Below are 13,856 nucleotides of genomic sequence, written 5' to 3'. Positions count from 1 at the left end.
TCGGAGGTGAGCGTGCAGCAGATCGGAACTGTCTGGGCAAGTTTGGACAGGCGTAAACAAATTATCGTTGCTGGTGCGGTTGCGCTGGTGTTTTTGGGAATTCTCGGAATGTCCCGCCTTGTAACGGCGCCGTCCATGACGCTGCTGTATGCAGGCCTGGAAAGTGGCGCGGCGGGGGATATCGTGCGTGCCTTGGATCAGCGCGGTGTCATCTATGAGATTCGCGGTGGATCAATCTATGTCCCCGGCGCGCAGCGGGATGAGTTGCGGATGACCCTGGCCAGCGAAGGTCTGCCAGCGAATGGCAACCGGGGGTATGAACTGCTGGATTCGCTGAGTGGGTTTGGCACCACCTCGCAGATGTTCGATGCAGCATACTGGCGCGCAAAAGAAGGTGAGCTGGCGCGCACAATAGTCGGCAGTCGGCATGTCAGCCAGGCACGTGTGCACATCGCCAACGGCTCGGCGAACCCGTTCCAGCGCAGTGTATCACCGACGGCTTCCGTCTATCTGGTGCCTTCAGGCGCCGACATCACCAGCGACCAGGCTAAGGCCATCCGGTTCCTGGTTGCCTCAGCCGTGAGCGGGCTTGCACCCGAGAACGTGACCGTGATCGACTCGAACGGGGCCGTGATCGGTGGTCAGGACACAGCTGTGGCGGCTGATACAGCGGAAGACAAATCGCGCCAGCTGCGTGAACGTGTTCTGCGTCTGGTCGAAGCGCGCGTTGGAACCGGAAATGCGGTGGTCGAGGTCAGTGTGGACACTGAGACCAAGACCGAATCCATCCGCGAGCGGCGATTTGATCCCAAGAGCCGTGTGGCGATCAGCACGGATGTCGAAGAACGCTCGGACAGTGCTCGCAATCAGTCTTCCGATGTCACCGTGGCATCGAATTTGCCCGATGGAGATGGGGCTGGCGGGGATGAGTCAAACTCCACCGCCACCCAAACACGTGAGCGTGTGAACTATGAGGTCTCTGAGACAGAGCTTGAAGTGCACACCGCGCCCGGTGCGATCAAACGACTGACGGTTGCAGTGTTGGTGAACGGGACCCGGACTGTGGATGCCTCGGGCGTGGAATCATTTGCACCGCTGCCACAGGCAGAGCTGGACGCGCTTCAGGAACTGGTGGCTTCGGCCGTGGGTTTCGATGCCGCGCGCGGGGACGTGATAACTCTGAAGTCTCTGGATTTACCGATAGTAGAGCCGCAAGGCACATTGGCGTCGTCTTCAATGTGGCAAAGGATTCATCTGGATGCCATGTCCCTGATCCAGATGGTGGTCTTGGCGGTTGTCTCGTTGGTACTTGCGTTGTTCGTCATCCGACCGATCCTTATGAAGCCCGCAATGACGGCAGCGCTGTTGCCCGCCGCTGATGAAGCCAGTGAAGGCGCTTCGGTTCTGACTGGTGAAATTGCAACAGGCGAGGGTGCTGATTTCGCACCTTTGCCGCCACAGGGGGGCGTTCCTGTTCTGAGCGATAGCGCCACTGAAGATCCCGTCGCGCGATTGCGGACAATGATCGGCGACAAGCAAGAAGAAACAGTCGAGATTCTGCGCAGTTGGCTTGAAGAAGGCGAGGAGAGGGTGTGATGTCTATTGCCCATCTGCTTGAGGATTTCACCGCTCAGACCAGCACCGGCAACGTTCTGCTGCTGGATGAGGAAACGCTGGAAGAACAAAGGCTCGCATCTTTCGAAGAAGGCTACGGGGCTGGTTGGGAAGACGCCTCTCAGGCTCAAGAGCAAAACCGTGGGAAGGTTTCTGCCGAGCTTGCGCAGTCGCTGGAGGACATGTCTTTCACCTGTCACGAGGCAATGATGCGGATGACCATGTCTTTGGAGCCGATGTTTGAAAGTCTGGTCCAAAAGGTTTTGCCCCAGATGGTTGAACAAGGGCTGGCCGCACGTCTTGTTGAACAATTGTCCGAGATGGCACGGTCGCAGATCGAGCAGCCGATGCAGATCATGGTGCCGACCGGATGCGCTGAAGATGTTAAGGCGCTGTTGCTCTCGGGCACGCATCGCGAACCGAATGTCATCGAAGATCCTTCACTCGAGGCCGGGCAAGCACGCCTGCAGGTCGGAACCAACCGGCGCGAAGTGGATTGCAGCGCTTTGCTGACCACCGTCGCACAGATTTTTGACGCTTATGTCTTTGAGGCAAGAGAGGCTTTGTCCAATGAATGACACTCAAATCCCGCAAACAGAAAAACCAAACCCGTTTGATTCTGTCCCGATCGAGGTGACAGTCTCGGTTGGTCGTGCCCGTCCGCTAATCAGGGATCTGTTGAACATGGGCGAGAACGCGGTTTTGACGCTGGACAAACGGATCGAAGATCCGGTCGACCTTTACGTCGGGGACCAGCTGGTTGCGCGTGGTTTGCTGGAAGAGATGGAGGGCGACCAGGCCGGACAATTGGCTGTGCGCCTGACCGAGATTGCCGACCTTCAAAACGGGATCGGTTGATGCGCTTTGCGATCTGGCTGGCTCTGGCTATTATGCTGACGCCATCGCTCGCTGCAGCACAGGATGTGACTTTGTCCCTTGGCGAGGGCGGGTCGATATCGGCCCGTACCATCCAGTTGATCCTTTTGATCACGGTGTTGAGCATAGCGCCGGGCCTGGCAGTTATGATCACCTGTTTCCCGTTTCTGGTAACAGTCTTGTCGATCCTGCGACAGGGGATAGGCTTGCAGCAATCGCCGCCCAATATGCTGATTGTCAGTCTGGCGTTGTTTCTGACCTATTTCATCATGGACCCCGTGTTCACCGAAGCCTGGGAAAGTGGCATTCGCCCGATGATGGAGGAAACGATCGGGGTCGAGGCCGCGCTGGAACGGGCGCTGGGCCCCTTCCGCACTTTCATGGCAGCCCGCTTGGATGCGGATACTTTTTACGCCATGGCAGCCTTACGTCCCGGTGGGGATGAGATGGAACTCTCGGCGCAAGCGCCGCTATCCGTCCTGATGCCGTCTTTCATGCTGTCCGAAATCGCGCGGGCTTTTCAGATTGGCTTTCTGATTTTCCTGCCGTTTCTAATCATCGATCTAGTTGTTGCAGCGGTGTTGATGTCGATGGGCATGATGATGGTCCCTCCGGCAATCGTATCCTTGCCATTCAAACTGGCGTTCTTTGTCATCGCAGACGGCTGGGCCTTGATTGCGGGCGCTTTGGTACGCAGCTATGCGCCCTGAAATCGAAACAAAAAAAGGGTCAGAAGAACCTGACCCTTTGTTATGTGCCTGAAATGGCTTCGAGCTGGCGCGTTGCCACGCCCGGCCGCAAGGTCAGCCTGTTTTGTTCAGATCTCTGATCAGTTGATCCAGATTGCCTTTCCGGGCATCCAGCATAGCGCCGATTTCGGTGCGTTCGGTCAGCAGCAGGTTCACGCCTTCGATGAACATATTATAGAACTTGTCCCGGCCCGACTTGTCGGAAACCAGAAAGGTCACGTCAAAGGGGGCCGAGCCGCGCAGTTTGACCAGCGTCCGAACTTCGTACCCGGCCTTGATTTTCCTGGCATTGCGCACATCGACCTCGCCGCCAATAAACTCTCGGAATCGACGGCCATATTTACGCGAGATATAGCCCTGGAACGCTTTGGTGAACTTTTTCAATTGGGCCGGGCTGGCCGTACGGGCATCAGCACCCAGCGCGTAACGCGCCATAATGGGAACATCGCCATATTGAACAAAGATCTTTTCGAAGTCGCGCAGCATTGCTTTTTCAGACTTGCCTGAATCGATCACCCGATTGATGTCGGCAACCACGCTGTTGACCAGCGCTTTTGCTGCGGCTTCGGTCTGTGCCAAGGCTGGCATCGGCAGCAGGGCCAATGCAAGGCCCGAGGCGATGAAGTGACGGCGGTTCAATTCGTTATTCGGCATAGGGGTCCTCGTAGGGGTCTAAAAAGGGGTCCCTGACCGGGTCTGTCCCGGTTTCGGCATAGGGGTCAGAATATAGTTCCAGATAGGCGTCTTCGTCATCTCTTGCCAGTTCAAAGCGCCGATTTTGCAGAAAGATCAGGCGTGCTTGCGCGTAACTGTCTGCACTTTCATAAAGAATCGAATCGACGGTATCCGAGAACCGGCCGCGATCTCCCATGCGGCGCACGATCTCGGCGTAAACGCCAATGTTGTCGACGGGTCGCACCGGAGAAAAATTGATTGGGTTCGAGAACAAATTGATCACAACCCCGATCGCATCCCGTTGGGTCGATGGGCCGTAGAAGGGAAGCTCAACATATGCGCCTTCGCCCACACCCCAAACATGCAGCGTCTCGCCGAAATCTGTATCCACTGGTGGCAGGTTCAATTCATCCGCCGGTGCGGAAAGACCAAAGCCACCCACAGTCATGTTGATCACGAAGCGCAGCAACGCGTTGCCCATCTGTTTCGGATTGCCCTGCAACAGGTAATCAACGGCCTGCCCCGGCAGCGAAATATTTTCGGCGAAGGTGCTGAAACTGGTCACCATCGGGTCAGGAACGATCTTCACATAGCCTTTCGAAGCAGGGCGGAACAAGAATCGGTCCACACCAAGGTTGAACTTGTGGATCGCCCGGTTGTTGTTCTCATACGGATCAAAAACGTCGCTACGCGAGGCCCCCTCGGGCGGAGTTGTAGCGCAAGCAGACAGAATGGCCATGCATGACAGGACAATAAAATGTTTCAGGCGCAATCTGCTTGGCACGGTTTGCTTCTCCCAAAATGGTCCGACACATGGTCCGCCGGACGTTCAATCAAAATCCACGTGCTGGGGTGGCACAAGTTCTGTCACTAGTCGTTTCGGGTCTTAAATGAAACACCTTGCGTGTAACCTGTCATTTGGGGGCGGGTAAAGTGACCAAGGATCAACAGCTCGTAATAAGTAAAGAAACGCTCAGATCGCAGGCAGACAGGACATTGCCGGTTTTCGACTTTCCCAAACCAAGCTTCCCGGTTAGCGTCCGGCAGAGTCGAATTTAGGGAAGGACCCTCTCAATGAGCATCGCCGCAAAACTGGAAACCCTGGGTGTTACACTGGATGAAGCGCCTGCACCCGCTGCCAACTATGTGCCATTCGTGCGCATGGGCAACATCGTTTATGTGTCGGGCCAGATTTCGAAAACCGATGAACTGATCACCGGTAAACTGGGGGATGACATGGATGTCGAAGCCGGAGCCGCAGCGGCACGGGTTTGCGCGATCAATCTGTTGGCGCAGGTCAAAGCAGCCTGTGGCGGCGACATCGAAAAGCTGGTGCGTGTGGTGAAGCTAACAGGGTTTGTTAACTCGACGGCGGATTTCACGCAGCAACCGCAAGTGATCAACGGCGCGTCCGATTTCCTTGTCGAGGCGCTGGGCGATGCCGGTCGCCATTCGCGCTCAGCCGTCAGTGCCGCGTCACTGCCGTTGGGCGTCGCGGTCGAGATCGAGGGGATATTCGAAGTCCAATGACACCCACATTGCCGTCAGAGTTTCTTCAACGCCCGATTGCGCATCGGGCGTTGCATGACATTTCCGACAACCGCCCCGAAAACAGCCGCGCCGCCATTCAGGCTGCAATTGACGCCGGATATGGGATCGAGATTGACCTGCAACTGACTGCAGATGGTCAGGTGATGGTCTTTCACGACTATGACCTCAAGCGTCTGACCGGGCAGACCGGCGCGATTCAGCAGATCACCGGGGCAGAGGCGTCGGCGGTTCCGTTGCTGCATTCCGACAGTGAAGGTATCCCGTCGCTGAAAGAAGTACTGGATATTGTCGCCGGTCAGGTGCCGTTGCTTGTTGAGTTCAAAGATCAGGACGGGGCCATGGGCACCGGCATCGGTCCGCTGGAGCAAGAGGCCCTGCGTATTCTGTCGGGCTATGAAGGCCCGCTGGCGCTGATGTCGTTCAACCCGAACTCGACCGCTGAACTGGCGCGCCTGGCCCCGCATTTGCCATGCGGGATCGTAACATGCGCCTTTGAGTCGGAGGATTGGCCGTTGTCTCAAACCGTCCGCGAACACCTGCGCGACATTCCGGATTTTGAGAGGAGCAACGCCAGCTTCATCAGTCACGAGGCAGCCGACCTGACGCGCCCCCGCGTGGCCGAGTTGAAGGCGCGCGGCGTGCCGATCCTGTGCTGGACCATCCGGTCGCCTGAACAAGAGGCAGAGGCCCGTGAAGTTGCCGACAATGTGACTTTCGAAGGGTATCTGGCTGCGCATTCAGCTTGAACCTGCTCTGACCTGTCACAGATAATGGACAGGCGCGGAGGATAAATGGATCAGGCACAGATCGAAATTCAGGTACTGGGCACCTTGTCGCAGATTTCTGCGGCAGAGTGGGATGCCTGCGCCTGCCCCGAGGCCGCTGATGGCGGGCGGCCTCTTGATCCCTTTACAACTCATCGGTTTCTTCTGGCGTTGGAAGAAAGCGGGTCGGTCGGGCGCGGCACAGGCTGGCAGCCCCAATATCTGACGGCTTATCTTGACGGGATGCTGATTGCAGCGGCCCCAATGTACGCCAAGTCGCACAGTCAGGGCGAATATATCTTCGATCACAGCTGGGCCCATGCCTATGAAAGCGCAGGTGGGCGATATTACCCCAAGCTGCAGATTTCGGTGCCGTTCACCCCGGCAACCGGGCGACGTTTCCTGGTGCGCCCGGGTTACGAGAGGATCGGCATGTCAGCCCTTGTGCAAGGCGCAGTGCAACTGGCAGCAGACAATCAGGTCTCATCGGTGCACGCGACCTTTTGTACTGAAGACGAAGCGCTGGCCGGGGAACAGATGGGTCTGATGTTGCGCATCTCGCAGCAGTTTCACTGGTTAAATGAAGGCTATTCTGATTTCGACGCTTTCCTGATTGCCCTGTCATCACGCAAACGCAAGAACATCCGCAAGGAACGGGCGCAGGCCAATGACTTTGGCGGTGACATCCGCACCCTGACCGGCGACGCGTTGCGCCCGGAACATTGGGATGCATTTTGGCGGTTCTATCAGGATACCGGTGCGCGCAAATGGGGCTCGCCCTATCTGACGCGCCAATTCTTTGATATTGCGCAGGAAACCATGGCAGACGACATGGCCTTGGTGCTGGCGGAACGGGATGGCTATGCCATCGCGGGTGCGTTGAACTTCATAGGTCGTGAAACGCTTTTTGGGCGGTATTGGGGCTGCGTTGAACACCATGCCTGCCTGCATTTCGAATTGTGCTATTATAGGGCCATAGACTTTGCCATTGCCCATGGTCTGGCCCGGGTCGAGGCGGGCGCTCAGGGCGAACACAAACTGGCGCGAGGCTATTTGCCAACGCGCACGCATAGCTTGCACTGGGTCGGCGATCCGGGTTTTGCTGATGCCGTCAAAAAATATCTGGACGCCGAAGGCCGTGCAGTGGGAGAAGAGATCGAGATTCTAACGGACTACGGCCCGTTCAGGAAATCGAACCCGGAGGAACAGCAATGACCGAACTCTTGTCGACCGAAACCCGTGGCCCGCTGCTGGATCCGCTGTTCAAGAACGGCTGGACGATGGTCGAAGGCCGAGATGCGATCACCAAAACGTTCATCTTCGACAATTTCGTTTCTGCCTTTGGGTGGATGACCCAAGTGGCGATTTGGTCCGAGAAATGGAACCACCACCCGGAATGGTCAAACGTGTACCGCACGGTTGAAGTCGTTCTATCCACCCATGACGTGGGCGGGCTGTCCTCGTTGGATGCCAAGCTGGCACGCAAGATGGACAGTCTTTGCTAGCGATCGTTGCCTGAGCCCTGGCCACCGGCTAGGGACGCGGCAGTGCCCATCTGTCGGAACTCGGCAGGTGTCACAGTCCCGTCGCTGACGTCAATGGATCTTGGGATACCCGTTGTCTTGTTTCCAATCTGGCGCACGCTGCGCGCGGCGGGGTTAATGTCGAGACAACGGTTTTCATAACAGGTCAGCCCGGATAGATTGATTTGAATGCGGGCCTGACCGTCCGGCCCCGTCACAACCGGGGCCTGCGGAACGTCACACGCTGCGACCAACGCCAATACACCCAAACCAATCCATTTGTTCATCTCAAACTCCTGTCCGTGGCAGGCCTAGTCCAGCTGGCCATTGCCATCCTTGTCCGCAGCGTTGAAATCCTCACCCATCTGAGCATCATATTCCGCTCTTGAGATAAAGCTGTCCTTGTTGCGGTCAACATCCTGAAACTGCTTGATGTCTAAAAACGGCTTTGCCTCGTCCAGCCCCAAAGTGCCATTCTTGTCTTCATCCATGGTCTGGAATGCGTAATCCGAGAATGCGTTGAACTCATCCTTGGACAAGAAGCCATCATTGTTCGCGTCAATGGCGTTCAGCTCTTTTTCATGCAATTCAGCAACGGTTTCCGCTGTTGCTGCAGATGCCAGAATAAAGGCTGCGGTTATGAAAATTGCTCGTGTCATGTCCATCCCCTCAGCATGCAAATCTTTGACCTTCAAATCCGCCAGCAGCAGCGCCTGCCGCGGTCAGGATCGTCTTGCCCGACCCACCGCCGAACTGGTTGCCGATGGCGCCGCCGATCAACGCGCCGCCCAATGTGCCGCCCAGGCACGCGATCTCGTGCTGGCGCGCGGCTTGTTGTTGTGGGGTAGGGGCCGGTCCGCAGGCCGAGATCAGGGCTGCGCCGGTCAGAATAAGTGATAATGTCTTAAGTTTCATAAAGAACTCCACGTATGCGTAGGCCAAGTATTTGCGCAATGGAGCAGGTCTTCAAGTTAATTTGGGGTGCAAAGGCCCCGGATACCCGGGGCCGATGTTGTTCAAATGGCCTCTAACAGGCCCTCACCGGCAGAGATCTCACAAGCGCCTGGATTTTCTTCCAAATTCAAGGCTGTGACTTTGCCGTCTTCAACCAACATGGCATAGCGCTTGGATCGTGCAATCAGACCGACAGGCGGGGCGTCAAAATCCATGCCAATGGCTTTGGTGAATTCCGATGTCGCATCGGCCAACATGGTCAATCCGGCCTCGGACGCGCCTGTCGCTTCGCCCCAGGCTTTCATGACAAACGGATCGTTGACTGAAATGCAGATGATTTCATCCACGCCTTTGGCGTCGAACTGATCTTTCGTCCGCATGAAGCTGGGCACATGCGCCGAATGGCAAGTCGGCGTAAACGCACCCGGAACGGCGAAGATCACCACTTTGCGGCCCTTGGTCTTTTCTGAAATCCGAACCTCTTCCGGCCCGTCCGCGCCCATCTGGGTCAGTGTCGCTTCGGGAAGGGCGTCTCCTGTTGAAATCATTTTTCAGCTCCTGTTGTTTGGATTTGCAGAATTGGGCTTAGCCGCAATATAGGTGGTCCAATCACAGAGACCACGGGAAAACTGCAGGGTGGGCAAAACATGAACCATATTGTCGTGATCGGTGCCGGTCAGGCGGGGGCATCTTTGGTGGCGCGGTTGCGCAAGGATGGGTTCGACGGTGACATCACTCTTATCGGGGCTGAACCGCATTTGCCCTATCAGCGCCCGCCTTTGTCCAAAGCATACCTGCTGGGCGAGATGGAGCTGGAGCGCCTGTTCCTGCGACCCGAGAGTTTCTATGCCGAGAACAACATCACCCTGCGTCTGGGCCAGCGCGTCACAGGCATCGATCCGCAAGCCAAGACTGTGACGTTGGGGGACGAGGTCATTTCCTACGACGAACTGGCGCTGACCACCGGGTCCGATCCGCGTCGTCTGCCTGCTGCGATTGGCGGCGACCTGGATGGTGTGCATGTGGTGCGCGATCTGGCGCATATCGACGATATGGAACCCAAAGTGGCCGAAGGTGCCCGTGCGCTGATCGTCGGCGGCGGCTATATCGGGCTTGAGGCCGCAGCCGTCTGCGCCAAGCGCGGCGTTAAGGTGACTCTGGTCGAGATGGCCGACCGTATCCTGCAACGAGTTGCAGCACCCGAGACCAGCGACTATTTCCGCGCATTGCACAGTGACTACGGCGCTGACATTCGCGAAGGCGTTGGGTTGGATCGGTTGGTTGGCGAAAACGGCAAGGTCACAGGTGCCCTGCTGACCGATGGAACCGAACTTGAGGTTGACTTTGTCGTGGTTGGTGTCGGCATCGCGCCCGCAACCCAATTGGCCGAGATGGCGGGGCTTGAGTTGGACAATGGTATCAAGACCGACGCCCATGGCCGCACTTCGGATCCGTCAATCTGGGCGGCAGGCGATTGTGCTTCGTTCCCGCACGGCGAAGGCCGGATCAGGCTAGAGAGTGTGCCTAACGCAATTGATCAGGCCGAGATCGTCGCGCAGAACATGCTGGGCGCGGCCCGGGATTATGTGGCGACCCCGTGGTTTTGGTCGGACCAGTATGATGTCAAATTGCAGATCGCCGGTCTGAACACCGGGTATGACCGGGTTGTGACCCGCAAGGGCGAAGGGCAGACCGTGTCCTTCTGGTACTACAAGGGCGATCAGTTGATAGCTGTGGACGCAATGAACGATCCCCGCGCGTATATGGTCGGCAAACGCTTGATCGATGCAGGCAAGACGGCCAATCCGGCCATCGTGGCGGATCCGGACGCGGACTTGAAGCCGCTGCTCAAAGCGTGAGGATCATCGCCGGAGAGTTCCGGGGCCGCGCCTTGGCCTCGGTCGGCAAAGGGGATGCGGGGGCACATCTGCGTCCCACCACTGACCGTGTGCGCGAAAGTCTTTTCAACGTCCTGACCCACCAGATTGACTTTGACGATCTGCGCGTGCTCGACCTGTTTGCAGGAACCGGGGCGCTGGGGCTCGAGGCGCTGTCGCGTGGTGCGTCCCATGTCACCTTTGTTGATGACGGACGTGTGGCGCAGGGATTGATCCGCAAGAATATCGACCTGACACGCAGCGCCGCGCGCACCGATCTTGTCCGCCGTGATGCAACCCGGTTGGGTGACAACCCGAACGCCCCATATGATCTGATCTTTCTCGATCCGCCCTACGGCAAAGCGTTGGGCCAAAAGGCAGTGACCGCAATAACCGTTGGTGGATGGGTCGCTGATGACGCCTTGCTGGTTTGGGAAGAAAACACCCCGATGCAAGCACCCGCAGGGTTCAAGCTCCACGACAGTCGGAAATACGGCGACACGCATATCTCTCTGATGTGGAAAGACGAATCGGATGCATGACCTGGTGATTTTCGATTGCGATGGTGTTCTGGTCGACAGCGAAGTGATCTCGAACCAGGTGCTGATGGGCAATCTGGCTGGTTATGGCCTGCACCTCACATTGCCTGAATGCATGTCGCTGTTTGTAGGCGGAACGATGGTCGGGGTGCGCGACAAGGCACGCAGCATGGGGGCCGATCTACCCGACGACTGGGTGGATCAGATCTATGCTGAAACCTATGACCGCCTGCGCAAAGGGGTTCCTTTGGTGCCTGGTGTTTCCGAATTGTTGGCGGCACTGGATCAAAACGGCATCCCGTTCTGCGTTGCGTCAAACGGCAGCCCGGACAAGATGAAGATCACCCTGGGTCAGAATGGGCTTTGGGACCGATTTAAGGACGTTATGTTCTCGGCTCATGTTCTGGGAACTGGCAAACCGGACCCAAAGATGTTCAAGCTGGCCGCTCAGCACTTCGAAGCAAATACCCCTGTGGTTATTGAAGACAGCCAGAACGGTGTCACAGCGGCCTTGCGGGCAGGTATGCGCTGTTTGGCCTATGCCCCGCACGGAGGCGGCGACAGCTTGGCTGATCTGGGTGCCGAAGTCATCACGGATATGGCACAGGTGCATCGGCTTTTGGGACTCAGAGCCTGATTTGTGCTAACGTGCGATCATGGACCGCGCCCTGACACCCTTTAGTTGGACGTTTTCCCGCGACGCCGAAGCCTCAACCGGGCCCGAGCGCAAGCCGATGCGCGCGCCTGTTTTCATCCAAGACGCGGTGACGCCGTGGGGGGCAGAGACGATGCTGCTGAAAGTGATGCGCGAACAGGCGGCCGATCAGGAGGAATAGGTCGGGTGGAACTTGTCGCCCGGCGAGAGCGTAAAGATCTCGACCCCATCCGCCGTGACACCCACCGAATGCTCGAACTGTGCCGACAGTGACTTGTCGCGTGTTACAGCTGTCCAGTCGTCGGCCAGCGTCTTGGTTTCCGGACGGCCCAAGTTGACCATCGGTTCGATGGTAAAGAACATACCCTCTTCCAAAACCGCGCCAGTGCCCGGACGGCCATAGTGCAGAACGTTGGGCGGCGCGTGGAACACGCGGCCCAGACCGTGGCCACAGAAATCACGTACAACACTCATCCGGTGCGCTTCGACATAGGCCTGAATGGCATGGCCGATGTCACCGAAAGTGTTGCCGGGCTTGACCATCTCGATGCCCTTGAACAGCGCGTCATGGGTCACTTGGATCAGCCGTTCCGCCTTGCGCGGCAGTTTCCCGGCCACGTACATGCGCGAGGTGTCGCCAAACCAGCCATCGACGATAACAGTCACGTCGATGTTCAGGATGTCGCCATCCTTCAGCTTTTTTTCACCCGGAATACCATGGCAAACAACGTGATTGACGCTGATGCAACTGGCGTGCTGATAGCCTTTGTACCCAATCGTGGCCGAGGTTGCGCCTGCGTCTTCAACCATCTGAGTAATCAGCCCGTCAATCGCGCCAGTGGTCTGGCCGGGAAAGACGTGTTCTGCAATATCATCCAGAATGCGTGCCGCCAAAGCCCCTGCCGCGTGCATTCCGGCAAAGTCGCTTTGTTCATAGATGCGGATGCCGTCTTTGGTCAGGCGGCCACGATGTTCTTTCATCGACGCTAAGCTCCAAATGTTTCGCGCAGCATTCCTTTTACGCTGCTTGTGCAGAAAGTACCAGAGGGCGCAGGGTTGCGGGTGTCAGATGGTGCAAAAAGCGGCGAATTCAAGCGTCAACCAGTTGAGTGTTGTTTTGAGCGTCGCCATCAGTTTTTGTGTTGAGGCTGAAATTGTGCAAGCTCCGGTCTGCGGACAAAGCTGCCATTCAGCCTCAGCGACTGATCCGTCAGGATAGAGCAGTCTCCAAACGTTCCAACGAATTCTGCGGCCACACCTCATCGAAGTTGTAGAATTCCTCGAAGATAGGAATGTCCTCGCTGAGTGGCACCCATGCCTGTTTGCTGCTCGTGAAAATCTGTACATCCGGAGGACATTGATCCGGGTTGTCCAGTGTTCCGACGCGCACGTACCTTAGCTTTCCAAGGCGGATCATGTAGCTGCTAAAAACGGCGACGCCGCAATCCCCACAGCGCGTAATAATCTGACCTTTCCCGCTTGGAGTGGAGAGCTCATTTTCGGTGATTGGCCCTTTGCACGTCACGCGATCAGCCTCAATGATGGCGTTCAAGACGTAGGCTGCTCCAGTTTGTCGCTGACATTCGCTACAGTGGCAGCAATGCACGAACATGGGTTGTGATGTCATCTGATACGTTACGGCTCCGCAGCCGCATTTCCCTTTGATCATTATTTCCCCCGAGTTGTTTGCTAGCGTTCAAGCCATGGCCCTTATTGGACCAGCTCATAATGCTTGATAGAACGCGACTCGACCAATTCGGCCTCTGCCGGATCGATATGCGGGCTCTGGTAGTTTTCGCCGACAAAAGCCTTTAGTGATTCTAGGTTTTCCCACACCATGACAAAGCTGAATTCTCGTGGTGTGTCAGCACGTGCGGCACCAGGAAACACATGAACGATGCCCTTAGTACCTCTCATCAAGGGTATAGCTGTTTCATGGAAGAACTTGCTGAACTCTTCCTCTTTGCCTGGCCGAGTCACGACCTGAAAGATGCGCATGATCATTCGTCCGACCTCCGTAAAGTACGGTTCCTGAATGTATGAACGCCTCTGGTTCTATTAACATATCATTTTGTTACG

21 protein-coding genes are annotated in these 13,856 nt (G+C 56.8%); 12 read left to right on the top strand and 9 right to left on the bottom strand.

Annotated features, from left to right (window positions below; all coding sequences use genetic code 11):
* Positions 1 to 12 precede the first annotated feature (12 nt).
* The 4 genes from fliF to fliP are packed head-to-tail and all read left to right on the top strand — an operon-like array spanning position 13 to position 3,200.
* Positions 13 to 1,596, top strand: coding sequence for a flagellar basal-body MS-ring/collar protein FliF (fliF, locus tag ACXADZ_RS16460; protein WP_475197981.1), 1,584 nt, complete (start codon positions 13 to 15; stop codon positions 1,594 to 1,596).
* The gene (locus ACXADZ_RS16455; RefSeq protein WP_475197978.1) at positions 1,596 to 2,192 is read left to right on the top strand and encodes an ABC transporter ATP-binding protein; all 597 of its coding nucleotides are present in this window, start codon (positions 1,596 to 1,598) and stop codon (positions 2,190 to 2,192) included. The genes fliF and ACXADZ_RS16455 overlap by 1 nt, the downstream gene beginning before the upstream one ends.
* Positions 2,185 to 2,472, top strand: coding sequence for a FliM/FliN family flagellar motor switch protein (locus tag ACXADZ_RS16450; RefSeq protein ID WP_475197975.1), 288 nt, complete (start codon positions 2,185 to 2,187; stop codon positions 2,470 to 2,472). The genes ACXADZ_RS16455 and ACXADZ_RS16450 overlap by 8 nt, the downstream gene beginning before the upstream one ends.
* Positions 2,472 to 3,200 carry a flagellar type III secretion system pore protein FliP gene (gene fliP, locus ACXADZ_RS16445; RefSeq protein WP_475197972.1) on the top strand — a complete coding sequence of 243 codons (729 nt, stop codon included), beginning with the start codon at positions 2,472 to 2,474 and terminating at the stop codon, positions 3,198 to 3,200. The genes ACXADZ_RS16450 and fliP overlap by 1 nt, the downstream gene beginning before the upstream one ends.
* 93 nt (positions 3,201 to 3,293) lie before the next feature.
* Here fliP and ACXADZ_RS16440 read toward each other — a convergent pair whose 3' ends face one another.
* Together ACXADZ_RS16440 and ACXADZ_RS16435 are read right to left on the bottom strand one after the other, a co-directional pair.
* Positions 3,294 to 3,893, bottom strand: a complete 600-nt coding sequence (locus tag ACXADZ_RS16440; RefSeq protein ID WP_171184372.1) for an MlaC/ttg2D family ABC transporter substrate-binding protein — start codon at positions 3,891 to 3,893, stop codon at positions 3,294 to 3,296.
* Positions 3,883 to 4,698 carry an MlaA family lipoprotein gene (locus ACXADZ_RS16435; RefSeq protein ID WP_475197970.1) on the bottom strand — a complete coding sequence of 272 codons (816 nt, stop codon included), beginning with the start codon at positions 4,696 to 4,698 and terminating at the stop codon, positions 3,883 to 3,885. Before ACXADZ_RS16435 ends, ACXADZ_RS16440 begins: the two co-directional genes overlap by 11 nt.
* A gap of 290 nt (positions 4,699 to 4,988) precedes the next feature.
* On the opposite strand from ACXADZ_RS16435, the gene ACXADZ_RS16430 reads away from it, so the two are divergent.
* Genes ACXADZ_RS16430 through ACXADZ_RS16415 form a run of 4 tightly spaced genes read left to right on the top strand, consistent with a single transcriptional unit; the run spans position 4,989 to position 7,734 of the window.
* Positions 4,989 to 5,444, top strand: coding sequence for a RidA family protein (locus ACXADZ_RS16430; protein WP_171093181.1), 456 nt, complete (start codon positions 4,989 to 4,991; stop codon positions 5,442 to 5,444).
* On the top strand, positions 5,441 to 6,211 hold the full coding sequence (locus ACXADZ_RS16425) for a glycerophosphodiester phosphodiesterase family protein (RefSeq protein WP_171670682.1): 771 nt from the start codon (positions 5,441 to 5,443) through the stop codon (positions 6,209 to 6,211). The genes ACXADZ_RS16430 and ACXADZ_RS16425 overlap by 4 nt, the downstream gene beginning before the upstream one ends.
* Positions 6,212 to 6,256: 45 nt before the next feature.
* Positions 6,257 to 7,444, top strand: coding sequence for a GNAT family N-acetyltransferase (locus ACXADZ_RS16420; protein ID WP_171093185.1), 1,188 nt, complete (start codon positions 6,257 to 6,259; stop codon positions 7,442 to 7,444).
* Entirely contained in the window at positions 7,441 to 7,734 is a 294-nt protein-coding gene (locus tag ACXADZ_RS16415) for a 4a-hydroxytetrahydrobiopterin dehydratase (protein WP_171093186.1), read from the top strand. The genes ACXADZ_RS16420 and ACXADZ_RS16415 overlap by 4 nt, the downstream gene beginning before the upstream one ends.
* Here the strand turns inward: ACXADZ_RS16415 and ACXADZ_RS16410 are convergent.
* From ACXADZ_RS16410 to ACXADZ_RS16395, 4 genes are all read right to left on the bottom strand, one after another.
* The gene (locus tag ACXADZ_RS16410) at positions 7,731 to 8,039 is read right to left on the bottom strand and encodes a hypothetical protein (RefSeq protein ID WP_171093188.1); all 309 of its coding nucleotides are present in this window, start codon (positions 8,037 to 8,039) and stop codon (positions 7,731 to 7,733) included. The two genes, ACXADZ_RS16415 and ACXADZ_RS16410, sit on opposite strands and share 4 nt — an antisense overlap.
* A 24-nt stretch (positions 8,040 to 8,063) precedes the next feature.
* The gene (locus ACXADZ_RS16405; RefSeq protein WP_171093191.1) at positions 8,064 to 8,411 is read right to left on the bottom strand and encodes an EF-hand domain-containing protein; all 348 of its coding nucleotides are present in this window, start codon (positions 8,409 to 8,411) and stop codon (positions 8,064 to 8,066) included.
* Positions 8,412 to 8,421: 10 nt separating this feature from the next.
* Positions 8,422 to 8,667, bottom strand: coding sequence for a glycine zipper 2TM domain-containing protein (locus ACXADZ_RS16400; protein WP_171093193.1), 246 nt, complete (start codon positions 8,665 to 8,667; stop codon positions 8,422 to 8,424).
* 101 nt (positions 8,668 to 8,768) lie between these two features.
* Positions 8,769 to 9,254 (bottom strand): peroxiredoxin, encoded by a 486-nt coding sequence (locus ACXADZ_RS16395; protein ID WP_171670676.1) that lies wholly within the window; start codon positions 9,252 to 9,254, stop codon positions 8,769 to 8,771.
* A 99-nt stretch (positions 9,255 to 9,353) separates the two neighbouring features.
* Between ACXADZ_RS16395 and ACXADZ_RS16390 the strand changes: the two genes are divergently transcribed.
* From ACXADZ_RS16390 to ACXADZ_RS16375, 4 genes are read left to right on the top strand one after another with little or no spacing between them, the layout of a single operon-like run.
* Positions 9,354 to 10,565: an NAD(P)/FAD-dependent oxidoreductase gene (locus ACXADZ_RS16390; protein WP_475197960.1), complete on the top strand. Its 1,212-nt coding sequence runs from the start codon at positions 9,354 to 9,356 to the stop codon at positions 10,563 to 10,565.
* On the top strand, positions 10,562 to 11,125 hold the full coding sequence (gene rsmD, locus ACXADZ_RS16385) for a 16S rRNA (guanine(966)-N(2))-methyltransferase RsmD (protein ID WP_475197959.1): 564 nt from the start codon (positions 10,562 to 10,564) through the stop codon (positions 11,123 to 11,125). Before ACXADZ_RS16390 ends, rsmD begins: the two co-directional genes overlap by 4 nt.
* Positions 11,118 to 11,759, top strand: a complete 642-nt coding sequence (locus tag ACXADZ_RS16380) for an HAD family hydrolase (protein WP_475197957.1) — start codon at positions 11,118 to 11,120, stop codon at positions 11,757 to 11,759. Before rsmD ends, ACXADZ_RS16380 begins: the two co-directional genes overlap by 8 nt.
* Positions 11,760 to 11,778: 19 nt before the next feature.
* Positions 11,779 to 11,958, top strand: coding sequence for a hypothetical protein (locus tag ACXADZ_RS16375; protein ID WP_171670665.1), 180 nt, complete (start codon positions 11,779 to 11,781; stop codon positions 11,956 to 11,958).
* Here ACXADZ_RS16375 and map read toward each other — a convergent pair.
* From map to ACXADZ_RS16360, 3 genes are all read right to left on the bottom strand, one after another.
* Positions 11,946 to 12,758: a type I methionyl aminopeptidase gene (gene map / locus ACXADZ_RS16370; RefSeq protein WP_171093205.1), complete on the bottom strand. Its 813-nt coding sequence runs from the start codon at positions 12,756 to 12,758 to the stop codon at positions 11,946 to 11,948. The genes ACXADZ_RS16375 and map overlap by 13 nt on opposite strands.
* Before the next feature lie 229 nt (positions 12,759 to 12,987).
* Positions 12,988 to 13,446, bottom strand: a complete 459-nt coding sequence (locus ACXADZ_RS16365) for a GFA family protein (protein ID WP_475197955.1) — start codon at positions 13,444 to 13,446, stop codon at positions 12,988 to 12,990.
* A gap of 41 nt (positions 13,447 to 13,487) precedes the next feature.
* Positions 13,488 to 13,781 carry a putative quinol monooxygenase gene (locus ACXADZ_RS16360; RefSeq protein ID WP_475197953.1) on the bottom strand — a complete coding sequence of 98 codons (294 nt, stop codon included), beginning with the start codon at positions 13,779 to 13,781 and terminating at the stop codon, positions 13,488 to 13,490.
* Positions 13,782 to 13,856 lie beyond the last annotated feature (75 nt).

The sequence above is a fragment of the Ruegeria sp. ABM4_193 genome (assembly GCF_056158705.1).
The sequence above is the reverse complement of the archived record's forward strand: the minus strand, read 5'-3'. Positions and strand labels throughout refer to the sequence as shown.